General features: G+C 61.0%; 21 protein-coding genes and 1 pseudogene. 15 read left to right on the forward strand and 7 right to left on the reverse strand.

Going from position 1 to position 25742, the window contains the following annotated elements; translation table 11 throughout:
* Nucleotides 1-21 precede the first annotated feature (21 nt).
* The 6 genes from CEQ44_RS07345 (at nucleotide 22) to lpdA (ending at nucleotide 7008) form a co-directional block, all read left to right on the forward strand.
* Nucleotides 22-705 carry a ZIP family metal transporter gene (locus tag CEQ44_RS07345; RefSeq protein WP_088185112.1) on the forward strand — a complete coding sequence of 228 codons (684 nt, stop codon included), beginning with the start codon at nucleotides 22-24 and terminating at the stop codon, nucleotides 703-705.
* Nucleotides 702-1310 (forward strand): cation transporter, encoded by a 609-nt coding sequence (locus CEQ44_RS07350; protein ID WP_088185111.1) that lies wholly within the window; start codon nucleotides 702-704, stop codon nucleotides 1308-1310. The genes CEQ44_RS07345 and CEQ44_RS07350 overlap by 4 nt, the downstream gene beginning before the upstream one ends.
* Nucleotides 1307-3832, forward strand: a complete 2526-nt coding sequence (locus tag CEQ44_RS07355) for a heavy metal translocating P-type ATPase (protein WP_088185110.1) — start codon at nucleotides 1307-1309, stop codon at nucleotides 3830-3832. The genes CEQ44_RS07350 and CEQ44_RS07355 overlap by 4 nt, the downstream gene beginning before the upstream one ends.
* The gene (locus CEQ44_RS07360) at nucleotides 3829-4752 is read left to right on the forward strand and encodes an NAD(P)/FAD-dependent oxidoreductase (RefSeq protein ID WP_066608922.1); all 924 of its coding nucleotides are present in this window, start codon (nucleotides 3829-3831) and stop codon (nucleotides 4750-4752) included. The genes CEQ44_RS07355 and CEQ44_RS07360 overlap by 4 nt, the downstream gene beginning before the upstream one ends.
* Nucleotides 4749-5498, forward strand: coding sequence for an HAD-IIB family hydrolase (locus CEQ44_RS07365; protein ID WP_088185109.1), 750 nt, complete (start codon nucleotides 4749-4751; stop codon nucleotides 5496-5498). The genes CEQ44_RS07360 and CEQ44_RS07365 overlap by 4 nt, the downstream gene beginning before the upstream one ends.
* Before the next feature lie 115 nt (nucleotides 5499-5613).
* The gene (gene lpdA / locus CEQ44_RS07370; protein ID WP_088185108.1) at nucleotides 5614-7008 is read left to right on the forward strand and encodes a dihydrolipoyl dehydrogenase; all 1395 of its coding nucleotides are present in this window, start codon (nucleotides 5614-5616) and stop codon (nucleotides 7006-7008) included.
* 458 nt (nucleotides 7009-7466) lie between these two features.
* Here the strand turns inward: lpdA and CEQ44_RS07375 are convergent, their stop codons facing one another.
* Entirely contained in the window at nucleotides 7467-7817 is a 351-nt protein-coding gene (locus tag CEQ44_RS07375) for a hypothetical protein (protein ID WP_088185107.1), read from the reverse strand.
* A gap of 767 nt (nucleotides 7818-8584) precedes the next feature.
* The gene (locus CEQ44_RS07385; RefSeq protein WP_088185105.1) at nucleotides 8585-9553 is read right to left on the reverse strand and encodes a magnesium and cobalt transport protein CorA; all 969 of its coding nucleotides are present in this window, start codon (nucleotides 9551-9553) and stop codon (nucleotides 8585-8587) included.
* Between the two features lie 1129 nt (nucleotides 9554-10682).
* Between CEQ44_RS07385 and istA the strand changes: the two genes are divergently transcribed.
* Nucleotides 10683-11945 (forward strand): IS21 family transposase, encoded by a 1263-nt coding sequence (gene istA / locus CEQ44_RS07395; RefSeq protein ID WP_088185104.1) that lies wholly within the window; start codon nucleotides 10683-10685, stop codon nucleotides 11943-11945.
* Nucleotides 11942-12802, forward strand: a complete 861-nt coding sequence (istB, locus tag CEQ44_RS07400) for an IS21-like element helper ATPase IstB (RefSeq protein WP_088185103.1) — start codon at nucleotides 11942-11944, stop codon at nucleotides 12800-12802. The genes istA and istB overlap by 4 nt, the downstream gene beginning before the upstream one ends.
* A 584-nt stretch (nucleotides 12803-13386) precedes the next feature.
* Here istB and CEQ44_RS07405 read toward each other — a convergent pair.
* A pseudogene (locus CEQ44_RS07405) lies at nucleotides 13387-13663 on the reverse strand (transposase); the annotation flags it as partial.
* Between the two features lie 536 nt (nucleotides 13664-14199).
* Here CEQ44_RS07405 and CEQ44_RS07410 point away from each other — a divergent pair.
* The 4 genes from CEQ44_RS07410 to CEQ44_RS07425 are packed head-to-tail and all read left to right on the forward strand — an operon-like array spanning nucleotide 14200 to nucleotide 17893.
* The gene (locus CEQ44_RS07410; protein WP_088185102.1) at nucleotides 14200-15372 is read left to right on the forward strand and encodes a hypothetical protein; all 1173 of its coding nucleotides are present in this window, start codon (nucleotides 14200-14202) and stop codon (nucleotides 15370-15372) included.
* Nucleotides 15373-15419: 47 nt separating this feature from the next.
* Complete coding sequence (locus CEQ44_RS07415; RefSeq protein WP_088185101.1) at nucleotides 15420-16073, forward strand: TerD family protein; 654 nt, start codon at nucleotides 15420-15422, stop codon at nucleotides 16071-16073.
* 8 nt (nucleotides 16074-16081) lie between these two features.
* Nucleotides 16082-17131: a hypothetical protein gene (locus CEQ44_RS07420; protein WP_088185100.1), complete on the forward strand. Its 1050-nt coding sequence runs from the start codon at nucleotides 16082-16084 to the stop codon at nucleotides 17129-17131.
* 12 nt (nucleotides 17132-17143) lie between these two features.
* Nucleotides 17144-17893: a vWA domain-containing protein gene (locus CEQ44_RS07425; protein WP_088185099.1), complete on the forward strand. Its 750-nt coding sequence runs from the start codon at nucleotides 17144-17146 to the stop codon at nucleotides 17891-17893.
* A 377-nt stretch (nucleotides 17894-18270) separates the two neighbouring features.
* Here the strand turns inward: CEQ44_RS07425 and CEQ44_RS07430 are convergent, their stop codons facing one another.
* The 4 genes from CEQ44_RS07430 to CEQ44_RS07445 form a co-directional block, all read right to left on the reverse strand.
* A complete protein-coding gene (locus CEQ44_RS07430) occupies nucleotides 18271-18690 on the reverse strand; it encodes a hypothetical protein (RefSeq protein WP_140419369.1) in 420 nt (139 codons plus the stop codon).
* 221 nt (nucleotides 18691-18911) lie between these two features.
* Nucleotides 18912-19373 carry a hypothetical protein gene (locus CEQ44_RS07435; RefSeq protein WP_217895035.1) on the reverse strand — a complete coding sequence of 154 codons (462 nt, stop codon included), beginning with the start codon at nucleotides 19371-19373 and terminating at the stop codon, nucleotides 18912-18914.
* A gap of 255 nt (nucleotides 19374-19628) precedes the next feature.
* On the reverse strand, nucleotides 19629-20999 hold the full coding sequence (locus CEQ44_RS07440) for a HAMP domain-containing sensor histidine kinase (RefSeq protein ID WP_176400386.1): 1371 nt from the start codon (nucleotides 20997-20999) through the stop codon (nucleotides 19629-19631).
* A gap of 43 nt (nucleotides 21000-21042) precedes the next feature.
* Complete coding sequence (locus CEQ44_RS07445) at nucleotides 21043-21720, reverse strand: response regulator transcription factor (RefSeq protein WP_088185096.1); 678 nt, start codon at nucleotides 21718-21720, stop codon at nucleotides 21043-21045.
* 616 nt (nucleotides 21721-22336) lie between these two features.
* Between CEQ44_RS07445 and CEQ44_RS24975 the strand changes: the two genes are divergently transcribed.
* The 3 genes from CEQ44_RS24975 (at nucleotide 22337) to CEQ44_RS07460 (ending at nucleotide 25478) form a co-directional block, all read left to right on the forward strand.
* On the forward strand, nucleotides 22337-22465 hold the full coding sequence (locus CEQ44_RS24975) for a hypothetical protein (protein ID WP_256960030.1): 129 nt from the start codon (nucleotides 22337-22339) through the stop codon (nucleotides 22463-22465).
* A 934-nt stretch (nucleotides 22466-23399) separates the two neighbouring features.
* Nucleotides 23400-24905, forward strand: coding sequence for a TolC family outer membrane protein (locus tag CEQ44_RS07455; protein ID WP_088185094.1), 1506 nt, complete (start codon nucleotides 23400-23402; stop codon nucleotides 24903-24905).
* A 111-nt stretch (nucleotides 24906-25016) separates the two neighbouring features.
* The gene (locus CEQ44_RS07460; RefSeq protein ID WP_176400385.1) at nucleotides 25017-25478 is read left to right on the forward strand and encodes an MgtC/SapB family protein; all 462 of its coding nucleotides are present in this window, start codon (nucleotides 25017-25019) and stop codon (nucleotides 25476-25478) included.
* The last annotated feature ends 264 nt before the right edge of the window (nucleotides 25479-25742 follow it).

Below are 25742 nucleotides of genomic sequence, written 5' to 3' on the forward strand. Positions count from 1 at the left end.
CGGCACAAAGGGGCGCTGACGATGGCGGCGCTCAAATTCTCTCTGATCCCCATGATCGCGATCATGATCGGCGCGCTGATCGCCGGATGGCGCACCCCCGGCGAGAAGCTGGTAGCGGCCATGCAGCATCTAGCGGCCGGCGTAGTATTCGCCGCTGCTGCGACGGAGATTCTGCCGCTGGTGATGCACGGCGGCTCTCCAACCGCGACACTGATCGGCGGGGCGCTGGGCGTCGCCGTGATGCTCGGCCTAAAGGCGGCGGAAAGCCGGTTCAAGGGGCCGGTCGCGCTGCTCGCGGCGATCGGGCTCGATCTGGCGATAGATGGCCTGGTCCTCGGGCTCGCCTTCATCGCCGGCGAGAAGGCGGGCACGTTGCTGGCCGTGGCGTTGACCCTCGAGGTGCTGTTCCTTGCGCTGACCCTTACCAACGATCTGGCAGACCGATATCGCAAGGTCAAGGCGATCGGCCTGACCTGTGCGCTGGCAGTGCTGGTGCCGATCGGCGCGTTGATCGCGCAACCTGTGGCGTTGCTGACACCGATATGGATCACCGGCTTCCTGAGCTTCGGCCTGATGGCGCTGCTTTATCTCGTCACCGAAGAGCTGTTGGTCGAGGCCCACGAGAAGCCGGACTCACCGCTTATCAGCGCGATGTTCTTCGTCGGCTTCCTCATCCTCCTGCTGATCGAGGAGATCATGGCATGACCGCTTCACCGGACGCAAAGGTCTCGGCCGAGCGGCGCACGCTCTGGATCGTGCTGCTGCTCAACGCGGCGATCGCGGCGGGCTTCTTCGTGACTGGCTTAATCGGCGATTCCAGCGCGCTCATCGCCAATGGCGTCGACAACCTGTCCGACACCGCGGTCTATGCTCTCAGCCTGATTGCGCTCAGCCACGGGCGCACATGGAAGACACGGGCGGCAACCGTGTCCGGCGTGATGCTGCTGATTTTCGCGGGCGGCATCCTTCTCGACGTCGGCCGCCGTTATATCCAGGGCAGCGACCCGATCGGCCCGACGATGATGGTGATGTCGGCCATCGCCGGCGTCGTGAACTATGCCTGCCTGCGCCTGCTCCAGAAGCTCAAGCAGCCCGACGTGAACCTGCGTGCCGCGACCACGTTTAGTTTCAACGATTTCATCTCCAACGGCGGCATCCTGATCGCGGGCGCCCTGGTGCTTTGGCTGGAGGCGAATTGGCCCGATCTGCTGGTCGGCATGGCTACCGCCCTTATCGCGATCAAGGGCGGCATCGAAATCCTGCGCGATGCGCGTGCAGAAACCAAGACCAACGCGGAGACGGCGTCATGACTGACAAGTTCGAACTCGATATTCCCGTCCTGCTGCCGGAGGTTCCCGATGCAGCCGATGCCTGTGTCGGGCGCCTCGTCTCGACGCTCAGCGCCAAGCCCGGCGTCGAGCGCGCGCACGTCTTGGCCGCCGATGGCGATACGCCGGCAAAGCTCTGCATCCATTTTGACGGCACGGCGCTGCCGCTACCGCGTGTGCGCGAGATGGTGCGTGCGGCGGGCGCCGATATCAGCGGGCGATACGGTCATGCGACATGGCAGGTCGAGGGGATCGGGCACGAGCGCCGCGCCCGCACCGTCGGCGAAACCCTGTGCCAGGTGCCAGGCGTGCTGCAGGCGGATGCGAGCGCCGCGGGGAGCGTCCGCGTCGAATATGACAAAGAACGCGTCGACGAAGCGGCGATCCTCGCGGCACTGGGCAAGCTCAAGGTCAAACCCGGCAAGCGGACTGGCTCCGATCAGGCCGGCGACCATGCCGGACACGATCACAACTCCGGCGACCATGCCGGGCACGATCACGGCGAAGGTGCGGAAAAGCATGGGCCGGGGGATGGCCACGACCATGCCCACGCCAATTTCCTCGGCCCCAATACCGAGATGATCTTCGCGCTCGCGTGCGGTGCGCTGCTGGCGATCGGCTTCGCGATCGAGAAGCTGGTTGCGGGCATCCCCGACTGGCTGCCGACCGCCTTCTATGTCGGCGCCTATGTGTTCGGTGGCTTCTTCACGCTGCGCGAGGCGATCGACAATCTGAAACTCAAGAAATTCGAGATCGATACGCTGATGCTGGTTGCAGCCGCCGGCGCCGCGGCGCTCGGCGCCTTTGCGGAAGGTGCGCTGCTGCTGTTCCTATTCAGCCTCGGCCATGCGCTTGAGCATTACGCGATGGGGCGTGCCAAGCGCGCGATCGAGGCGCTGGCCGAGCTCGCGCCCGACAAGGCGACGGTGCGCCGTGATGGGCAGACCTCGGAAATACCGGTCGAAGAGCTGGTGGTCGGCGACGTCGTGATCGTGCGCCCGAACGAACGCCTGCCCGCCGACGGCTTCGTCATCAAGGGGTCGAGCGCGATCAACCAGGCCCCCGTCACCGGAGAGAGCATCCCCGTCGACAAGGAACCGGTCGCCGATGTCGAGGCAGCGCGCGCGAAGCCCGACGCGGTCGAGGCGACGTCGCGGGTGTTCGCCGGCACGATCAACGGCGGCGCCGCGATTGAGATCGAGGTGACGCGGCGTTCCAACGAAAGCGCGCTTGCCAAGGTCGTGAAGATGGTGAGCGAAGCGGAAACGCAGAAATCGCCGACGCAGCGGTTCACCGATCGGTTCGAGCGCGTCTTCGTGCCGGCCGTCTTGGCCCTTTCGTTCATCCTGCTGTTCGCGTGGGTCGTGGTCGACGAGCCGTTCCGAGACAGCTTCTATCGCGCTATGGCGGTGCTGGTTGCCGCCAGCCCCTGCGCGCTAGCGATCGCTACCCCGAGCGCGGTGCTGTCCGGCGTCGCGCGCGCCGCGCGCGGCGGCGTGCTGGTGAAGGGCGGTGCGCCGCTCGAAAACCTCGGCTCGCTGAAAGCGATCGCGTTCGACAAGACGGGGACGCTGACGGAAGGCCGTCCTCGCATCACCGATGTCGTCCCCGTCGACGGCGCGAGCGAAGAGGATCTGTTGGCGCTCGCCATCGCGGTCGAAGGGTTGAGCGATCACCCGCTGGCACAGGCGATCGTGAAGGATGGACGCGAGCGCTTGGGCGCGCGCGAGCTGCCGACCGCGACCGATCTCAAGAGCCTGACCGGACGCGGCGTCACCGCGATCGTCGACGGCGAAACGGTATGGATCGGCAAGGCCGAGATGTTCGGCGTGGAGGGTATCCCCACGCTGAATGCCGCTGCGACCGACGCCATCGCCATCCTGCGCGAGGGCGGGCGCACGACGATGGTGGTGCGCAAGGGCGATAAGGACATCGGCGCGATCGGGCTGATGGATACGCCGCGTGAAGCAGCCAAGGTTGCGCTCAAGCGGCTGCGCGAGATGGGCATCACCCGAATGATCATGATCTCGGGCGACCATCAGAAGGTCGCCGACGCCATCGCCAGGGATGTTGGGCTCGACGAGGCATGGGGCGACCTTATGCCGGAGGACAAGGTTGCCTCGATCAAGAAGCTCGCCGGCGAGGATAAGGTCGCGATGGTCGGCGATGGCGTCAACGACGCCCCGGCAATGGCGTCGGCGACGGTCGGCATCGCGATGGGCGCAGCCGGCTCTGACGTGGCCCTGGAGACGGCCGACGTTGCGCTCATGGCTGACGATCTAGCGCATCTGCCATTCGCGGTGGGCCTGAGCCGCCACACCCGCGGCATTATTCGGCAGAATGTGTTCGTCAGCCTCGGAGTGGTCGCGTTTCTCGTGCCCGCGACGATCCTCGGCCTTGGCATCGGCCCAGCAGTGGCGATGCACGAAGGCTCGACGTTGCTGGTTGTATTTAATGCGCTGCGGTTGCTCGCCTACCGCGATCCGGCAAAGCAAGTAGCGTGACGGCAGATCGCTATGACGCCTTGATCGTCGGCGGCGGACCGGGGGGCCTAACTGCAGCGATCTATCTTGCGCGTTATCACCGCCGTGTCGTCGTAGTCGATGAAGGGCATAGCCGAGCGAAATGGATACCGCTCTCCCACAACCACGCCGGCTTTCCAGACGGAATTGCTGGCGAGGAGCTGCTACGGCGGATGCGCGAACAGGCGGAACGCTACGGCGCCACGATACTGGCGGACCGCATTGAGACGATCGACGGCAAGGCCGATGCCTTTGAAGCGCAAGGGTCCACAGTGACGATCGCCGCGCGCGCCGTCCTGATCGCAACCGGGGTCGAGAATCGCCGCCCTGCGCTCGATGCCGATACGCACCGCGACGCGTTGCAGCGGGGGATGCTGCGCTACTGTCCGGTCTGCGACGGCTACGAGGCGAGCGGGCAGGCGATTGGGGTGATCGGCGCGAACACGCACGGCGTTGCCGAAGCGCTGTTCCTGCGCACCTTCTCGGAACGGATCACGCTTGTTGCGCAGGAGACGATCGACCTTGGTCCCGACGATCGCGCGGCGCTCGCGGCGGCCGGGATCGCAATTGCACCGAAGCCGCTGGCCCGGATGGACTTTTCGGACGACCGTGTTGCGCTCCACTTGACCAACGGCACCGAGCTGCACTTCGATACCGTTTATCCGGCACTCGGGTCGGACAGCAACAATGCGCTCGCGCGCCAGCTCGGCATCGATCTGAGCGACGATCGTTGCATCGTCGTCGATACCAAGCAGCGCGCGAGCGTCGCCGGCGTCTATGCGGCGGGCGATATCGTTATGTCGCTCGATCAGATCAGCGTCGCGATGGGCCACGCGGCGATCGCCGCGACCGCCCTCCACAATGATCTGCGCAACCGGGAAGGGGGGGGCACCGAGTCATGAAATGGCTGATCGTGTTCGACCTCGACGGGACGCTTGCGGAGAGCAAGCGCCCCTTGTCAGCCGAGATGGCGATGACGCTTGCGCGCTTGCTGGCGGTCGTCGACGTCGCGGTAATTTCGGGCGGCGACTGGCCGCAGTTCGACCGGCAAGTCGCCTCGCGCTTGCCGGTCGAGGCCGAGCGCGAGCGGCTGTGGTTGATGCCGACCACTGGCACGAAGCTTTACCGCTTTGTCGATGGTGCGTGGCGCGCGATCTATGCCGAGCTATTCGATGACGCGGAGAAGGCGAGCATCCGTGCAGCGTTCGACCGTGCGCTGTCGGAAGCGGGGCTTGCCGACGAACGCATTTGGGGAGAACGGATTGAGGATCGGGGAAGCCAGATTACCTTTTCCGGACTCGGCCAGGACGCGCCGCTGGAAGCGAAGGAGGGCTGGGACCCCGATCGTGCCAAGCGGACTGCGCTCCAGAAGACGCTACGGGCGGCGCTGCCCGGCCTCTCGATCAACTTGGGCGGCACCACGTCGATCGACGTCACCCGCGCCGGCGTCGACAAGGGCTATGGGCTGAACCGCCTGAGCAAGGAAAGCGGCGTGCCCCTGGCCGGGATGCTGTTCCTCGGCGACGCGATCTACCCCGGCGGCAACGACTATCCTGCTGCTGAAATCGGCGTGGATACTGTGAAGGTCCGCGACGTCGCCGAAACCGCTGCCGTCGTGTCGGCGATCATCGCTTGCTTAAAGCGCTGACCGCCGGTCCAGCGATGCGAATTGTCGTCACCCCCGGACGGTTCTGACACGTTGCTCACCCAGCCCGCGACAGGTGACACAGATACGCTTGTGGCGCACGTAAACGGAGTTACAAATGGCTGATTACGACTACGACGTTCTTGTCATCGGTGCCGGTCCTGGCGGTTATGTCGCGGCCATACGCGCGGCGCAGCTCGGGCTGAAGACTGCATGCGCAGAGGCGCGCGAGACCTTGGGCGGAACGTGTCTCAATGTCGGCTGCATCCCATCGAAGGCGCTGCTCCACGCGTCCGCGCTGTACGAGGAAGCCAAGTCGGGCGCTCTCGCGAAGTTTGGGGTAGATATCGAAAGCGCCCGCCTCAATTTGACGCAGATGCATTCCGAGAAGAGCAAGGCCGTCGGCGAGCTGACAGGCGGCATCGCCTTCCTGTTCAAGAAAAACAAGGTCGAGTGGCTTAAGGGCCTCGCTACCTTCACCGGCAAGGACAGCGTCGAAGTCGCGGGTAAAACCGTGCGCGCAAAGAATATCGTGCTCGCTACCGGTTCGTCGGTGACACCGCTCCCGGGCGTCGAGGTGGACGGCGAAGTAGTTGTGGACTCCACAGGCGCGCTGGCGTTTCCCAAGGTTCCCGAACATCTCGTCGTCATCGGTGCCGGCGTGATCGGGCTTGAACTCGGCTCAGTTTGGAAGCGGCTTGGCGCCAAGGTGACGGTGATCGAATATCTCGACGAAATCCTCCCTGGCCTCGACGGCGAAGTGCGCAGGGAAGCGCGCAATATCTTCGCCAAACAGGGGTTCGCGTTCAAGCTCGGCACCAAGGTCACAGCGGTTGGACGCAACGGCTCGACCGCAACCATTACGGTTGAGCCCTCTGCGGGTGGCGAGGCTGAAACCATCGAGGCTGACGCGGTGCTGGTCGCGATCGGGCGGCGGCCGAATACCGGAGGCCTGGGACTCGACAAGACCGGGCTTGGCTTGAACAAGAAGGGGCAGATCGAAGTGGACCACCGCTTTGCAACCGCTGTTCCTGGCATCTGGGCGATCGGCGACGTCGTGCCTGGCCTTATGCTCGCGCACAAAGCGATGGACGAGGGAATTGCGGTCGCCGAGAACATCGCGGGGCAAATCGGCATCGTAAATCATGCGGTGATCCCCTCCGTCGTCTACACACATCCTGAGATCGCGGGCGTCGGCCTGACCGAGGAGGAGGCGAGAACTCGCGGTGAAATCAAGGTGGGCAAATTCCCCTTCGCGGCCAACAGCCGCGCCAAAACCAACCGTGACACCGATGGCTTCGTCAAGGTCGTTGCCGACGCTAAGACCGACCGCGTGCTTGGTGTTCACATCATCTCTACACTCGCCGGCACGATGATCGCTCAGGCGGCCCAGGCGATGGAATTTGGCGCGACCAGCGAGGACATTGCCTACACCTGCCATGCTCATCCGACCCATTCTGAGGCGGTCAAGGAAGCGGCGATGGCGGTGACGGGCAAACCAATTCACCTGTAAGGCAAAATACCTTCGGCTGCCTCGACCCCGCTTACCTGCGCGGCATCTGGCTGGCGCATAGTTGGCGTGCTGCGACGGCACGCCGGTCCTGATACGCGGGCCGAGGCGCATTGGCAGTCGGATCAGGCGCGCGGTACACTAGCTGCGGGGGGGGGGGGGGGAGGCAGCCGGATAGCCGCCGTAACCGCCACCATCGTAGCTGTGCCCGCCATCCCAGCTGACGCCGCCATGTCGCCGCTCCAGCTGACACCGGCACCATGCGACGGCTTTGCGCAAAGCTCGGCGACGCCACCGTCACTGCGCTGGCTGATATCGACAACGCCAGCAGAACTCTTTTGCTCATGGATTGCCCATTCGGATTGCAGATTTGAAAGGTCCGCTCCTTTACGCATCGGTCTGACCAAGCCGGCTAAGCCTATGGCGGAGAGTCTGCCAACACACTCCGCCATAACTACTGCTTAATGATGTCGGTAATCACGACGATCATGATGATCCCGGCGGTATCCACGATAGTTGTCGTAGTACCCCCTCTCACGATAGTCATCGTGCCGATCGTAGTAGTAGCCGTCATCATAATAGGCGCGCTGGGGCGCATAGTAGATGCGCTGGGGAGGATAGCCATAGCCGCCGTAGCCGCCACCATACCCGCCACCGTAGTAACCGCCTGCGCCACCGATGCTAATGTTCAGCCCACCGTGACCGCCGCGCTGATGGCCTTCGCCATGATGCCGATCGCGCGCCAGCGCAGGAGACGCGGTCAGTGTCGCAGCGGCAGCGACCGCTAGCGTAAGAAGGATTTTTCGGTTCATCTCTTCTCTCCGTCACCGTCTTCAGTGACGGCTATGCTGGCCGTGTGCCTCTTACTGATTGAACTACCGCTGAACCGTCGCGGGCGTTGCGTAAATTCACGCAACTTCCACGGCCTACGCGAGACGAGTTGAAGCAGAAGAGGCCGCGTGCTTCAACAATTGGGTGCGGGCCGGCGCTGATGGTGCTAGATTGCGTAGCGATAATCGGGATAGAAGCCATGACGATGCGGGCTGTTGGCTTGGGAGCGCTGGGCGTCTCGTCGCTCGCGCTGCTGGGCGGTTGCACGACCATGCAGGGTTCTCAGCGCTAAGCCCATTCTCGGGTGCCCTGCACAACGCCCGGCGCGGTTGTCGCGACGCCGGTCGCCGCTCAGCCCGAAGTCGGCAGGACGCAAATGCCTGGTGAAACGACCTCTCCTGAGACCTCAACGGGGAGCGGGCGCCCGACTGCTAGCGCTGCTCCGCCGCCTGTCGATGCGGCACCTGAATCAGGAGCGACGTGCGTGGTGGCGGCTTCGGACGCAGGGTCTCGGTATGGCCGATCCTTTTACCCTGGCTACGGTGGCTACTACGGACGACCCTTTTATGGCTCGTTCGGGATCGGTTTTGGATTCGGCTCTCGCTTTGGCGGCGGGCACGGCTTTTCGGGTGGCCATGCCGGATTGGGTCATGGCTCCCACCACCGGTAAGAGCCTTAGCGTCCGCCATCATATCCTGGCCGATGATGCGCGGCGTCGCACATTGCAGTCGGCGATTCATGGCAGCGGCTAGATCCATCCCGCGCGCTTGAATCGAACATAGAGCGCGCTGCACACCGTGGCGACCACCGCGAGCACGACGAAATATCCGTATTCGGTTTTCAGCTCGGGCATGTTCTCGAAGTTCATGCCGTATATGCCTGCGATGGCAGTCGGGACGGCCAGAATGGCTGCCCATGCTGCAAGCTGCCGGGTGCTCGCGCCGGTGCGCTGCTGTTCGAGCAGGTTGCTGACCTCGAATACCGATGTAAGCACTTCGCGAAGGCCGCCGACCGTGGTTTCGACCCGGTGGATATGGTCGAGCACATCCCGGAAATACGGGATCACATCCCTGTCGATGCAGGGCATGTCATCATGGGTGAGCTTGTTCGCCACCTCACCCATGGGGCCGAGGACCCGCTGGAATCGCATCAACTCACGCCTCAGGTTGAAGATGCGGCTGATTTCGGCGCGGGCCAGGAAAGCGTCCAGGGCCCGTTGCTCCATAGCGACCACGTCCTCCTCGATAGCTTCCCCGATCGGCAGATAGCCATCGACGATGAAGTCTATGATGGCGTGCAAAACATAGTCGACACCATGCGCGAGCAGTGACGGTGCCGCCTCAAGCTGGCCGCGCAGCGTGCTGTGCGAGCGTGCCGATCCATGACGCACGGTGATAACATGACTGGGACCCACGAATATCGCGGTTTCGCCATAGGCGATAACCTGATCCTCAAGCCGGGCGGTCAGCGCGACCACGAACAACTGATCGCCGTAGACATCAACCTTTGGATGCTGGTGGGCTTTCAGGGCATCCTCAACCGCAAGCGGGTGAAGGCCGTAGTGCTCCTGGAGCTTCCGAAGCTCCTCCTCGGACGGCTCCAGTAGGCCAATCCAGACGAACTCGGCCTTGTCGTCCGAACAGAATGTCGGCTCGTCGATCGAAACAGACCGGACCCGCTGGCCATGGCGATACAGGGAAGCGGCAACAACGCTCATCAAGACCCTCCAAACATTGATAGACGAGCGCTTCTAGCAGGACCCGATCCTTGCGTCGCTTCGAACGCATATCCCCACTTCTGCAGCCTCAGGGATGCCTTGGGCTTCGTCACCATCATTCTTTCTCAGCTACCGCTACGCCAGCACATTCACGGCACTGGCAGCGGCAAGGCCCACCGTCAGGAGTGAAGCGCCAGCTTCGACCATCATGAGCAGTTTGCTTCGTGCACTTAGCGGCATCGTATCGGTGGGGGAGAAGGCGGTCGCGTTCGTAAATGAAACATAGAATTAGTCGATTAATCCAGGGGTCCATTGCTCGGTCCCGACGATTTTGCTGGCGATCATCGGAGGAAAGAGGAAGTCCGCGGCACGCGCGGTATCAAGACCGCGCATGGCGGGGTACACCGTGTCGAGATTCCAGAACCATTGGGCGAAGACAACGATGTTTGTGACCAGATGTTCAACGCGTCCAGCAGCAAAGACTGCCCGGTAGCTCCTTTTGGACCATCGAAAACAAGCAGGGCGTGCCTAACCGCCGCGAGCGCCTGAAAATTCGTGACGGTGACCAAAGCTGTGAGCAACAAGGCGAAGCGTCGAACGAAGCGACGGTGACGGACGATCAGGTCCGGTGATGATGAGTCGTGGCCTGTCGAATGCGTCCCTACGTCCATGCCGTTGCGATGGAAAGCGGCACGAGCAGCGCGATTTCGAAAGCCGGCACCAGCCAACGTGGGCCAAGGGTGAGATTGTTCATAAGGACAAGGTTCAGCGCGGCCGTTAGCACAATCGCGCCCCGCGCCAGCCAAAAGGCGGAGGCATGCTTTTGAAGAATGGTGACACTCGGCCCCCATGACCCTCTCTTTCATGATTGTCGGATCGAAACCATCGCCTGCAATTCCGTGCTAGGCTGCGATCAGCTTTGTCATTACAGACAATCGGGCAGGAATGAGCCATGTTTAAGTGACGACCAGCGACCCGCTGTCATCGGTCGTGCAATTCTCCGCAAAAGTGGGCTTTGAAAATTCCCTAGTTGGTGGCCCCTTCATCTCATTCTGCCGGGGCTAGCCCCGGCAGAATGAGATGAGCCGACATTGTCCTCATCTCCTTTGCAGACGCGGAGACGGGGCCGATGATCCGACTTGGAGAATTGATGATGATCCTCGAACTACATCGGCAGGGCGTATCGATATCCGCCATTGCCCGACGCACTGGTCGCGATCCCAAGACCATCCGAAAATATATCGAACGGGGCATCGAGGCCCCGGTTTACGGCCCTCGCATGCTGGGTCGACCGAACAAACTGGCACCCTATCTGGAATTTTTGCGTGAGCGAGTGACGGCCTTTCCCGATCTGACGGCGGCGCGCCTGACGCGGGAAATCCGTGAGCTGGGATATATGGGCGCCTATACCGCGGTAAAGCGGTTCCTGGCAGCGATCCGGCCGGAAAACGGCCCCAAGCCCTTCGAGGTTCGGTTCGAGACGCCGCCTGGCGTGCAGGCGCAGGTGGACTTTGCCCGGTTCGTCGTCGAATTTACCGATGAGCCCGGCGTCAGCCGGATCGTCTGGCTATTTAGCCTGGTGCTGGGACATTCGCGCTTCCTGTTTGCGCGCTACGTCATGCACCAGGATCTCCAAACTCTGTTGCGCTGTCATATGCAGGCCTTTGAAGCGCTCGGCGGCGTCCCGATCGAGATCCTCTACGATCGCATGAAAACCGCCGTGACCGGGGAAGATGATCAGGGCCATATCATCTACAATCGATCATTGCTGGCCCTGGCGGGGCATTACCGCTTCGTGCCACGCGCCTGCCGTCCCTATCGGGCCAAGACCAAGGGAAAGGTCGAGCGGCCGTTCAGCTATATCCGCAAGGACTTCTTCCTGGGCCGGAGCTTCCGCAATCTGGACGATCTCAATGTCCAGCTGATCGACTGGCTCGATACCGTCGCCAATGTCCGTGTCCACGGGACGACGCAGCGGATTATTGCTGAAGCCTTCGCCGCCGAGCAGCCTGAGTTGCAGCTGCTCCCGGCGGGTCGCTTTGACGCCGTTCTGAAGCTGGAGCGCCGCGTCAGCCACGATGGGATGGTCTCTGTCGGCGGCAATTACTACAGCGTTCCCGATCGCACCCGGCGCGTCGTCGAAATCCAGCAGTTGCCCGACAAGATCCGGATCGTAGACCTGGGCCAGGTCATTGCCGAGCACCCGGTTCTTGAGGGGCGTCGGCAGTACAGGATCGATCCTGCGCATCGGACAGGCGGCAGCGGCGCCAAGCGCCGTATCCATGGCAAAGAGGTAATCGCCATCGGTCGTATAGGCGAGCATGTCGCTGTGCGCTCCCTGGCCATCTATCAGGCGATCGGCAGCCAACTGGCGCGGGGAGAACGGCCATGAACCATGGGGGTGCCGCATCCCGCGTCGATAATATCCGCCGCAGCCTGGTCCATCTCAAAATGCCACGCGCCCTGGAGATGCTCGACGCCACCCTGCGCGGCATAGAGCAGGGCAAAATCGATGGCATCGAGGCCATCGACATATTGCTGCACGAAGAACTGTCGCTCCGGGAGAACCGCAGGATCAAGGCGGCCCTGCGCATGGCAAGGCTGCCGATCATCAAGACTCTGGACGGATATGACTTCTCCTTCCAGCCATCGCTCGACCGGAACCGCATCCTGGCGCTCGCTGGCCTGGACTTCATCAACCGGGCCGAGGTGGTGCATCTGTTGGGTCCTCCCGGTACCGGGAAAAGCCATATCGCCACGGCCCTTGCTGTCGAGGCCGTGAAGGCGGGCAAGAGCGTCTACTTCATCCCGCTCGCCGATCTGATCGCTTCACTGACCAAGGCGGAACGGGAGGGCACGCTGCGCGAGAGGATCCGCTTCCTATGCCGATCCTCCCTGCTCGTCGTAGATGAGATCGGGTATCTTCCCGTCACGCCCGGGGGCGGCAATCTCTTCTTCCAGCTCGTCAACGCCCGATATGAAAAGGGTGCCATGATCCTGACCTCCAACCGCGGCTTCGCCGAATGGGGTGATGTCTTTGGCGATCCGGTGGTGGCCACCGCGCTGCTCGACCGCCTTCTTCACCACGCTGTGGTCATCCAGATCGAGGGCTCCAGCTATCGCATGCGACAGCACGCCGACCTCCTGCCCGAGCATGCGCGCATGGCACCGTCCATCAACCCACCGCCCTTGCCGAAACGGCGCGGCCGCCCGCCAGCAAAGGAAAAGCCCGATCTCCATCACGGCTGATCACCGAAACAAACCCTCCCGCCAAACTAGGGAATTTTAGATGCCCACTTTTGCGGAATCTTCGGCGCCCGTTGACACCCGCCTCATTCAGCCAAGAGGCACTCGCGGGCTCCGCGCGTTCGCCGGCCTCTGCGCTGGTGGGAGCTGGCGCTGCCGGCCGGCGTGTGGATTGTCGCTGCAAAGGTGTTGCTGGTGGGTGCCCGCACGCTGGGGCGTTCCGGGCTTGGGCTTCGCTATGCAGTGTTCTCGCTGATCCGCCTGTCCGGTCGGCTATCTCACATTGGCTTTCGGGTGTGGAGCCACCAAGGAGGTAAGTGGAGGTGATCTGCCTCGTGTTAGAAATCAGAGCGTGAACCAGGATATACGATGAATGATCCGAAACCGTCGGCTCTCTCCAGTCCGCCGGATGCTTTAAAAAGCCAGCGCATCCGAAATTGCTGAAGGTTTTAGGTCCTGGTCTCATTACCGGTGCATCCGACGACGACCCGAGCGGCATAGCCACCTATTCTCAAGCTGGCGCACAGTTCAGCTACAGCGTGGCATGTCATGTTTTTCAGCTGGCCTTTGATGTGTAAGCGATGTCCTCAGCCCACCGCGATCCAAGGCATGGGTTCGCCGACCGCGTTTGCGGGGGTGGCCGTTGATGAGGCGTGCGAGCGTGTTGGTCAGCCAGGCGGATGGACCAAGTTCATTGAGCTTGCAGCATTCGATGAGTGTGGCGACGAAAACCCAGTCGTCCCCGCCTTCGTCTGAGCCAGCGAGCAGGGCATTCTTGCGATTAAGCGCGAGCGGGCGGATCGAGCGCTCGACGGTGTTGTAGTCGAGGTCGATGCGCCCATCGTCGAGGAACATGGTGAGGCCAAGCTTTTAGACAGGGGGCGCTGGCTGTCATTCAGTCGGACATGGATTGGGAAGTGCCAGGGAGGTTGTCCTAGTTATATGCGGCGGTGTAGTCGTGGCTGCGTTCCGGGCTTGAGCTGTTGACTAGCGGCCGACAAAGGCCGGTCGGTGAAGACAGCGGTCCAGATACCGTTGTCATCGCGGCGCTGATCAGCTCGCCAGGGCGCGACGCGGCGATTCGTCTTGGACGGAGCACCGCTGGCGACGATCCCCGGCCGGCATGCTCCGCAACGACGCTGGCTGGCCGGCGGCACCGCCTCCGCGCAATGGTTTGATGAATCATCGATTTTCGGCGGCCATGAGAGGGATGGGGGGCACTTCTCGTTGGTTACGCTGTACTCTATGTCAACGCTCCCGCATTGTGGCGTTAGGGCCAGATTTCGAGTATCGAACGTCAGTGTTAGGGTTGCCTCCGCCCAGGCGGCTTGTGCCACCGTCTCATGGACGCCGGTTAATTTTGACAAGCCGCGCCGGAACGCATGGCGAAGGGAGAGACTATGAAGCCCACGACCATCGGGTCCATTCCGACCGCAGACAGCTTCAAACCCACGGCACCCGTTGGGGTAGTTCCACTGGCGACCGGCGCTATCGTGCTTCGTCCCGAACAATTGCTAGACGCGCAGAAGAGGATTGCGCAGATCGACTTCGCCACAATGCCGTCAGGCGACATGATCAGACTCGGGCTCGATGCGGAGCAGGCGCTCCAGCGCACGCTCGACGGCTTCCTCGCCCGGCTCGATAAAAACTCCGCGGCGGCTGTGTTCGCGCTCTTCGGGCGGCTCGAAAAGGGAGTGGAAGACGCCGACCTTCCGGAGATTCTGGACAAAGTACAGAACGGCGAAAAACCCGGATTGATCGGCAGCTTGCTCGGCCGGCTTCGCGGCAAGCGGCCCGATCAACTCGCCGAAGAACTGTTGACAGCGATCGGCGACCTTATCGCTGGACGGACAAAGACACTGGCTGACGAGATGACGAAGCTGGAAAGCGCGCTATCCATGGAAATGCAGAAGCTGTTTGTCGAGTTGCAGGCGCTCGAAGCACTCAAGCGAAGCTATGGCACGCATTTCGACGACTTCACCGTGGCAGCGGGCGTTGCCCGGGCGTTGCTTGAAAAGGCCCAAGCCTATGTCGCAGGTGAGAAGGCCGCGCTCGATCCCGCTGATCCCGTCGCCCAAGGTCGCGTTCTGGAATTAACGGACAAGCTGCGGCTTCTTGAAAGCCGCGCGCTAGCGCTTGAGGGAAGCTATACGCGGCTACCTGCTGATCAGCTGGTTATTCAGCAGATCGAGCAGGCGGGCGTGGCGACGTTGCAGGAGACGGCCACAACAGTCGCGTCGCGTTTTGCATCGATCAAGATGACGCTGCTGTCGATCCACGGCGCCTTCGCGGTCAAAAGTGTGCAACAGATTGCCGGGCGCCAAGCCAAACTCGACCGGCAACTCACCGAACTTCGCGGTCGGGCCCTCAAGGACGTGGCCGTGGCGGCTGCGCTGGCCCCCGGTGAAAACCGCGTCGCGCAGGCGCAGCAGATTGAGTCAATCATCGTCACTACGAAGGAGATCCACGGGTTGGTCGAGGCTGCGAGAAAGACCACCGATGAGAAATTCGAGATCGCTCGTCAAAAATTTGCCGACGCCCGGCGGGAACTTGCTACCCTCTCGCAGAAATAGAGACCGTCATCTCCCACGCTGATTGTTGTACGAGGATCCGCACGACCATGTTGACACTTTCCCTCGACAAGCCCGGCACCGCGACCCCGAAGCTTCAGCTTTCGCTAAACAAGGGCGCCCGGTTCACCGCAAAGGTCGAGTGGCGGTGCGATGCCGATCATGCCGATGACGTCGACGTGCACGCGCTCGAGGCGCGCAACGATGGAGACGGGGCCAAGGTGACCGAACTCGCCAGCGTACTCTCCACCTACAATACAAAGCGGATGAACCCGCGCGGTGGCGCGCTGGCCGCAAATCCGGACGGGTCTTTTCAAACACCCGGTGGCGGGCTCTCTCACAGCGGCGACATGCGGGTACAAAACAACAGCGAATCGATTATCGTTGACGGTTCGAAACTGCCGGACGGGGTAAACGAGATTCCGATCCTGGTAACGGTCCACGACGCGGAACATGGCGGCGGCCACGACACCGGCGAGGCTGAAGAAGATGAACCCGCCTTTGGCGACATCGACGTTTGCACCATTACGCTGTCGGACGATACCGGGCGGGAACTTGGTGCCTATCAGCTATCGTCCGAATTCAAGGATTTTAACGTCGTCCAGCTCGGCAGCATCCTGCTCGGTCCCGACGGATGGGAATATGCGGCTGTGGGCCGCGGTTTTAACGGGACCTTCAACGATGTCCTCGCGCACTTCTCTTGATCCGACAGATGGGTGACGACCCGGCTCCGAGCGGAAAGTCCGGCACTGAGGAACCGCCGGGCAGACTGCGTCCGACGATTATTAGGCAAGTGGACAGGACGCGGCGCGCTTCTAGCAGCCAAAACGTTAATGCGCAAAGCGGCGAGGAAGGGACGGGTGGGACCAAGCCCGCCGTTCTGGCTGTGGAGCATCCGCAAAGCGGGAAGCCGGGCCGCGTCATCACCGCGCCAACGGCGATCCCCGGCGTCGAGCGTAAACGGATCGTTGTCGTCTCGGCCGATATTGAACGTCTTTTCCCTGGTGTAGCGCCAGCAGTGTCGGGAAAAGCGGTTCGGCTGGTCAGGAGCTTCGTTCCGGAAGGCGCGCGCGACCGGCAAGTCACGATGTGGGGCCATGCGGCTCAGCAAGACTATGCCGAACTCGTCTCAACTACGCTGGAGCTATCACAGGCAGAGGTGCTCATCAGAGCGCGCCGCTATTTAGTTCGAATCGCCGGGCTGCTCGACACGATCGACTTGGAGGCGGTCTGCGGTTCTGGTCTGTCGCCTGGTTTATTCGGTCGCCTGTTCGGCGGCGGCCGGATCGATACAGCTGGCAAACTTGAGGCCGCGCGAGTCGAACTCGAACAGCTGGTCCGGCTGACCAACGTGACTCTCGAGCCGCTCCTTGCACTCAAGGCCTCATTCGACGAGCAATCGCGCCGCCTCGATGCAGCTTGGCAAGATATAGAGGCGGCGGGCCTTGCGGCTGCCTTCCTGTCCGAACATCTTGTCAATGACCGACCCGAGTTGTCACGGCGCCTGCTGGAACGCAGCATGAGTCTTGCCCAAACGGCGCTGCAAATCCGGAACAGCGCCTCGTTGCGCGACAGCCAGGCGGAGCAACCACTAAGCTTGGTCGCGGCGATTCAGAACGTGGTGCTCGTGACGCTGCCGGGCTGGCTGGTCGCTATCGCCGCGCTGAACGTCGCTTCTCCCGCCAGCCGGCAACCGACCCCCACTCAGGCGACTGAACTTCAATTTCAGCTCCGTACCATCCTTCAACAACTCAAAGCATGAGGATCGAGCACCGTGGCCCTGCAACTGAATCTGGAAAAGTCCGCGCGCGCGTTACGCCTCTCCCTCGACAAGGCGGGTATCGCCCACGACGTGAAAGCAGAACTCATCTTTGACATGGACGTATCCGGCTCCTTTGAGCACGAGCATGAAGAGGGAACAACCAGCCAGTTGATCGCCCGGCTCGTGCCCTACGGTATGGAACTGGACCCCGATGGTCGGATTGATGTTTTTACCTTCAGCGACGGTAAGCACAGCGTCCATCACGTTGGCACCGTGACACCCGACGATTCCGAAGGGTACATTGTTCGCAACGTAATTGACCAAGTGCCCGGCTGGAATGGCGGGACGACGTACAGCTATGTGCTCGAACGCAATCTCCAACATTTTGGCTGGCTAACGGCGGAGCCGGAAAGAGGCGGCTTCCTCAGCCGCTTTTTCGGCGTTGCCACGGACCCGGTGATCCGCGCTAGGAAGCGGTCAATCGTGATCTTTGTAACGGACGGCGAGAACGACCCGGCCGATCATGCGCGCACGATCAAAGTCCTCGAAGAATCCGAGCAACGGGGCGATCAAGTCTACTTTCTGTTCATGGGCGCATGCGAGCACGACGTAGATTTCGGGTTCCTGCGAACGCTCGCTGCACGGTTCAAAAATACCGGTGTCGTAATCATACGCGATCTGGATTCGTTCGTCGAATTGTCCGACGACCAACTCAATGCCGAGTTGCTCGTCCCCGAACTCCTCGATTGGCTAAAGTCGTGAACCCGGCAAATGAATGGCAGTTATATTTGCGATCAGAGAGTGTAGCCTAGTATGGGCGGGCGTGTATTATTAGCGCCAGTTCCTCGGACCTCCGTACGTCCACTTCTATCGCCAAGCTGTGCGAGGTGCTGAGTAGTTGTGCTTCCGTGCGGCCATCGACCGCGCGCTTTCAGAAACGGGGCTTGCCGATGAGCGCATCGAGGTGAGAGGACCGCGAAAGCCAGATTACCTTTTCCGGCCCGCTGTTTTTTGTGCCTGTCCGAGCGCCATAACGCGAGGTTCAACGACATAACTTGGCCCGCACCAGCCAATCGAAAGGCCGCGCACCAAGCCTTGCCACCAGCCATTGATCGTACTGGGAAACGGAATTTAAAAAATCAATGGCGATGAGGCGCCAGGCTAGCAATTTTCTGGGCATCAGGTGGGTAGGACATCTCCTTGAAAAACTCGAAGCTTCCTGTCGCTCGTACGACCACCCTCGCATTATTCGTAGAATGATTTTGAAACGCCACGCCATAGAGACTACCGTGATCGGCATTGAAGCGCTTGCCGCCTTCGTCCGACAGCCCTGCTCCTAAAACCGCATCATTATGCCCTTCGATCAACTGGTATTCATAGCCAAGATGCACGCCGTTTGCGGTCCAGGAAAGATCCAGTCGATCACCCGCTTCCATATAGGCATTTACCGTTTGTGAGCCACCCGGCGGTATTGATAATCTCAATGTGGCGACACCCCATTTCGAATGTTCCTTAGAAGCTGAAACAGAATAGCCAATAAATACAGTGAGCGAGGTCACAAATATCGCCGCAGACAAGATAAATATTCGCGTACTTACCGAACTCCTGTCGGAAAGTCCTTCTCGGTTGATTCGCACATTATTTCCGATTTTCAGAGCCAGAGTAGGAGGCCTAACTAACTGATGATGTCCGGCGCACCAGAGTGCAACGTGTTGTCCCGAAAGGCCTTCCAATCTCTCGAATGCGCTACCAAACCGGGTATAGACCGGCCGGGGAGCGATCAGTGTCGGCGGCGGCCTAGCATTCGCCCGATTCTCGGAAGAACTAGGGGGGCGGCAATGAGGGCGAGGGCTCCGATCACCCAGAGCACAATAATCGCCGGTTTCAGAACTACTCGCAGCAAAGCTATGGCCTGACCCGAAAAACCGTTGACGTTAAGATTGTCAACGACGCTGCCGACGCCCTTGCCGGCCCCGGCGACCGTGGCCAGATTCTTCCCGCTGTCCGCCAACAAGCCGGCATTGGTCGCAAACCAGGAGAGGATGGGATCGACAAAGGCGTAGCCAATCCAGGCGAGCAGAGACCACACCAAAAGCCCAGCCAGTATGCCGATCCAAGATATGGGCCGCATCAGTCGACGTGCTGGATCCCCGGCCATCGGGCGGCCCGCCCACTGGTCGGAAAACTGGTGCTCGCCATAACCGCCGCGAGGCAAGCGGTCATCACGCCTATGTTCACCCATCTCTGTCTCCTCTTACGGCCATTGGATAGATCGCAAAGTCTGAACAAGCGCGAATTCGAGTACCGCGCAATCGAGATAGCTTGCCTGGCGTCGTGCCGTGCCACCAGGTCCGAGAACTCCTTTACCAACGCCTCCACAGATGCGAGGATTCTGGTCCCTTCCGTCTATCGCAACTATATCCCTTATGTGAATTGACATGACCTGAATTGATGGTGTGATTGCCATCCGCTCCGCTCGGAATCGGACGATGACACATCAGACCCCGCTAACTGGCCTTCCCGGATCGCGCTTAGTTATCCTGTGCGGACGTTGTGCTTCGTTGTTCAGCGGTAGCCGCATGGAGACACGCAAGCCTGGCGAGTTATCCTCGAGCACAATCGAACCTCCGTGCGCCCGAGCAACCGCCGCCACGATCGAAAGCCCAAGCCCGCTTCCTTCAGTCGACCGACTCGCATCAAGCCGCACCAAACGGTCCGTTGCACGGTTGCGTTGCGCGGCCTCTATGCCCGGACCGTTGTCCGTTACGGTGAGGGCTGCTTTTCCGTCCAGAATATCGGTCTTGATGCCGATTGCGCCGCTGTTCGGAGCGTGTTTTAGCGCGTTGTCAATCAAGTTGCAGGTGGCCTGGACCAGAAGCGATGGTGCTCCGGTCGTTGGCGCGGAACGCAACTCGCCCATCAGATTTTGATCTGCCGACTCCGCAACCGGATCGTACAACTCGATTGCTTCGCGCGCAATATCTGCAAGGTCAAGCGGTTGCAGCATATCGGCTGTAAGAGAATCGACACGCGCCAGCGCGAGAAGGCCGTTGATCAACTTCAGGAGAGCGTCGATATCGCGCGTCGTAGCCGCTAAAAACTCAGGCCCCGCCGGGGCACTTCTTAGCATAGCGAGCTCCGCCCTTACTTTCATGCGGGTCAGCGGAGTTTTCAGATCGTGCGCCAAACCATCCGTTGCGGCGCGCAGGCTTGCAACCATCCGCTCCACTTCCTCGAAGCAGGCGTTCACAACTTCGGCGAGTCTGTCATACTCATCGCCGCGCCCGGTCACCGGCAGGCGCTCGTCGAGCCCACCGGCCAGGAACCGTTCACCAGTTGCCGAGGCGCGTTCGACGAAGCGCAACGCGCGCCGACTGATCAGCCAGCCTAGCATTAATCCCACGAGGGCCGTTACCGCGACTGACCATGCGAGCGCCTCCAGGTAGCGTGCACGAAGTTGCTCACGGCCATCCGACAGGTGTCCGACGAGAAGCCGGTATCCGGGTCCGATTGTGAGAAGCTCGGCCTCTACCCGCCGTTTGAAGAGCACGTCGTTGCCACGCGCGGGAAGAGTGAAAGCCTGCCATCCCGGTTTATCAACGCCAACCGGCCATTCGCTCAGATCGCCTGCTACAATTACCTTGTCGGCACTCTCGAGCAAATAGATTGAATCGCTCCGGTCGACCCGCGAGCGCGCCTGCGAGATAAAGCGTTTCACTTCCGCGATGCCGCCAGCGCGATAGCGATCCATGAGCCCGGTGACTTCTGTTTGAACGAGGTGACGGGATTCGGCCTCCAGCACACTGAATGTACGCGCATATTGAAGGGTAAGCGCCGTTACGGTCGCCAGCAAAATGGCGACCGTCACCCACAGCGCACCGCGAAACGTCGCTGTCCGGGCGTGCGAAGGCCTAGTTCGCATCGAGTCTGTAGCCTGCGCCTCGGACTGTGTGGAGCAGCGGCGCTTCGCCATCGCCGTCCAACTTGGCTCTCAGCCTACTGATATGAACGTCAACGAGATTGGTCCCTGGATCGAAGCTGTAGTCCCAAGCCGCTTCGATTAACATCGTTCGCGTGACTACCTGTCCGATATGTCGAAGAAAATAGTCGAGGAGCTGAAATTCCTTGTTGGAGAGTTCAATGCGTCGCTCGCCGCGCCGGGCGACCCGGGTGAGTAAATCCAACTCCAAATCGGCGATATGCCGAGTCCGCGGCGGTGTCGCGACGCCCTCTACCCGGCGAACGATAGCCGCAAGCCTTGCCACCAGTTCCTGGAATGAGAAAGGTTTGGTGAGATAATCATCGCCCCCCGCATTGAGGCCTTTGATGCGATCATCCACTTGGCCCAACGCGCTCAAAATCAAAACCGGCGTCTTGTGGCCCTGAGCGCGAAGCGCCTCAAGCACCGACAGGCCATCCATGAGCGGCAGATTGCGATCGAGAATGATCGCATCATAGTCTTTAGTGAGCCCCGCCGTCAGTCCATCCAAGCCGGTCGACGCAAGGTCGCAGGCATGACCGAGCTCAACAAGGCCTTGGCAGACGTAACCGGCTGTCGGCAGATCGTCCTCGATAAGGAGCAGTTTCATTGGAAACCCGGCTCTGCAAGCGACATGGTTGACCGCGGTTCCACTGCAGCGGCCATGGAGGCGTAGTGGATCTGCAAATCGTTCATGTACGGAATCGTCGCAGCCATGCAAATATATCCTCAAAGTTTTGCGACCTTGTCATTGGCATCGTTCCCTCAAGCGCTACCACATCAGTAGCTTTGGATGGGGCGCTCTCCATGCAGTCCGCCTTGTGGCGCGTCGACGCTCGATCTCCCAACGAGAAGCGTTAAAAGATGTCGGTTAGTGGCGGCCTCCATGATGCGCGCCTCCGGAACGATGTCCCCCGCCGTGTCCGGCTGCGCCATGACCCGAGATAGCGTGGCTCGGTCCGCCATGCCGCACTCCATGACGTCCAAGACCAAATAGCCCGAATCTTCCAACTCCATAAAGGCTCCGACCGTAAAGACGTCCGGGATAGTAGCTGGAGTTGGACCTGGCGACCGGTATCACGCAGGTCGCAGCATCCTCCGACCCGGTGGTTTGCGCCAGAGGATCGGGCGATGGATTCGGGCCGATTTCGGCCTCCGGTCTAACTCCAGGCGGCAACAATTTGGCTGCGACCGCTCCGGGAGTTTTGCACGATACCTGATAATAGGTGAAAGCCGGCCGCTGCGCTGTGCCGACGCAGCCACTAAGCGACACGCTCAAAATAGCGCTCGAAACCAATATCGACGTCCGCCGCAAGGGCATCGTTCTCTCCCGTGATGAACCTTTGAAGCCCTGACGCAAACCGTCTTTCGAACACCGGCAGCGGTTGCTCTGAGTTCCGTTCAACAGCAGCGACCCAGCCTTCGAAACCTTCGATATGTTGTAGATGGAGATTTCCCCCGCACCATCGTTAAACGCACCAGTTTTACATTCTAAAATTCATGTAATCTTCGCGTCACGATAGCGATAAGCTGCCACGCAATAGCTCCTCATCGACCTTTGCGTCGGGAGGAAGGATGCCGGTTCAATGGATCGCCGTACCCGTGCCAGCGCAGGGTGCCTTGCAGGGTTTGTGGCCATCGCGCTCAGCGTCGGGGGACAAGCATCTCCGCCTGATCGGATTGTGTCGCTGGAAGTCTATGGCGAAGATCCTTGCCCACGTTCGCCTGAAGCTGGCGACAGCGTGATCGTCGTTTGTGGGCGCCAGCCGGAATCCGAACGCTATCGTATTCCATCGCGACTTCGCAAAAGTCAGATCGTCCGGCTGGAAGAAGCGTGGGGCAGCCGCGTCCAGGAGCTAGACGCGGCGAGCCGCAACGGAAGGCCTGATAGCTGCTCGCCGGTCGGGTCTGGAGGGCAAACTGGCTGCTATCGACGTAGCCGGGATCAATGGCGTGCGGAGCGTCGGTTGCTTGATGGCGCAAAGCAATGACAGGGGGTCTGGTTACATTGAAATCCTACGACGCGGCGGCCAATGCCAGAAAAGCGCTCACATGTCGTTCTCGTTGCTACTCCGGCAGGGAAACTGGGGTCCAGGCGACACGTGATCAAAATCGCCCCATCATGAGAAGAGTCCTCTGGCGGTCTCTGTCACAGACCGCGTTGCGCGTGCGTGAGAGCGGCTATCGCCCGGAACCGCACAAATCTGATGGTGATGCCCGTGGCACCCCGACCGGTCTCCATTGTCGCCACGACCGAGCTGCCAGCCCGCAGCCTGCGAGGGGAGGGCGATGAGAAAGCGCACGAGAATTCAGCTTCTCCTTCTGTCATCGTTATTGGGCGCCGCACCGAGCAATGCCGAGACCCTGAGAGAGGCGCTGGTAGCTGCCTATCGCACCAATCCGTCTCTGACCGGCGCTCGGGCCGGCCTGCGTGCAACTGACGAGGGGGTTCCGATCGCGAAGGCAGCAGCGCGACCAACGCTTAGTGCCACGGCCGACTACCAAGAATTCCTGGTCAGATCAGCAAACAGCTTTTCTGCACCGCTGCGAGCCGTCAGCAGCAGTGCCAACCTCTCATTCCCACTGTATCAGGGCGGACGCGTTCGCAACGCCATAAGAGCTGCCGATGCGCGGGTTGAGGCCGGGCGAGCCAATCTTCGAAGCAGCGAAGCGGATCTATTCACCGCCATAGTGTCGGTCTATATGGACGTCATTCGTGATACCGCGATCGTCAATTTCAATGCGCGCAATGTCAGGGTGCTTGAAACCAACCTCCAAGCATCTCGCGACCGGTTTGAGATCGGCGACCTGACGCGGACGGACGTCGCCCAATCCCAAGCGCGGCTCGCGCTTGCCCGAGGCCAGCTCGAATTAGTAAGCTCGCAACTCGATGCAAGCCTTGAAAATTACCTTCGATTTGTCGGCTTGCCTGCGCGGTCTCTGGAACAGCCCCCCGAATTGCCCGGTCTGCCGGCTACCTCGGCCGCTGCAGTCGATATTGCATTGGCAAATAATCCCCAACTCGTTGCGGCAAAAGCCGATTCCGATGCCGCGCGCTTTGATATTCGGGTGGCGGCAGCAGCGCGGTCACCGCGACTCTCTGCGATCGGCAGCGGTAACTACAACAATTATCTTGGTTCTCTCGATAGCTCAGTGCCAGGAAGGGTTTTCCAACAATCGCAGCGGACCGCCACCGTCGGTCTTTCAGCGACAATTCCGCTATTCCAAGGTGGATTGCCCGCCGCACAGGTGAGACGCGCGCAGGCATTGTCCAGTCAGACGCTCGAGCAGATCGTCCTGGTAGAGCGCCGCGTCGTTGCGGATGCTCGCGCGGCATTTTCCCGACATCGCGCTACACAGGCGGTGATTGTGTCTTCACGCACGGCAGTCTCTGCGAATGAACTAGCGCTGGAGGGCGTCCGCGCGGAAAATAGTGTGGGCAACCGAAACGTTCTAGATGTACTCAACGCCGAGCAGGAACTGCTCAACAGCCAAGTCCAGCTCGTGACCGCGCAACGCGATGCGTATGTCGCGGCATTTGCACTTCTGGCGGCGATGGGTCGGGCAGAAGCCAGAGAGCTCGGCCTATTTGGCGGTGCACTTTTTGCGCCCGTGCTTGAGGATCGCGAGAGCGCTCCTGTCAGTTCCATCGGTACTAGGGGCTTGTCCAGATCGCAGATTGGGCCTGTTCTCAACGACCAGCCGGCCTCAGATTTTGGTGAGGAGCCGTCAACGCTCTTGACCACGCCAGAGACGCCGGGAGCGGGAGTTCCATATGGTGCGGAAAACCCTTGATGGCGAAGAATGATATGCTGAAGCCAAGCCGAGCTCGACAGCGGGCCAATCTTTCAATCGCCCGGAGATCCGTCGTCCGCCTTGCAACTGAAGATGGAGCGGACGGGTCCTATGCGTATCGCGCCTAGCTCTCTTTACGAGATTGGCTCCCATCTCATCAATCTCGGCGCCGCTTATGGCTTGGCTCTTCCGATAGGGTGGGACCGGGAAAGAGAAGAGCGTAGCGCTGGTATTCGTACCTTTCCGTTGGTGGCAGTAGCGAGCTGCGGCTTCGTGCTGATCGCAATCGCCGTGCTTGGCAGGGAGTCGACCGGTCAAGCCCGAATTCTAGAGGGCTTGATCACCGGCGTTGGGTTCATCGGTGGAGGCGCGATCCTCAAGCATGGGGGTCAAGCTTCTGGCACGGCGACCGCGGCAAGCCTTTGGGCTACTGGCGCCTTGGGCGCTGCAGTGGGATATGGGCTCTACGATATCGCGGCATTTCTCAGCCTGATGACCTTCCTTACGCTTCGCAGCTCGCGTCCTCTAAAAAAAGCGGCCAAGCCGCAAACAGAAAGCGAGCCAGGTCAATGATACCGTCCCGCGTGCGCGCATTGAAACGGTTCAGTACACGCCGCGGGCGATCTCCATCGCGCCTTTTATTGCGCGCGCGGCCTCGCGATTTTTTAGACGACGAGGCCAGGCCATTGGGACGCATCGCCCAGTCGTTTGGCCTCGATTTGACACGCGATTCCGCTTGGCTCCTGCCGGCACAGCGAGAAAGAGGCCACTGGAAAGGCTACTCCGCTGTGCCGCACGGGCCACGCCGTGGGTACTGGCTCCCCTGGCTGTACCCAC

Source organism: Sphingobium sp. Z007, assembly GCF_900013425.1.
Taxonomy (GTDB): Bacteria; Pseudomonadota; Alphaproteobacteria; order Sphingomonadales; family Sphingomonadaceae; genus Sphingobium.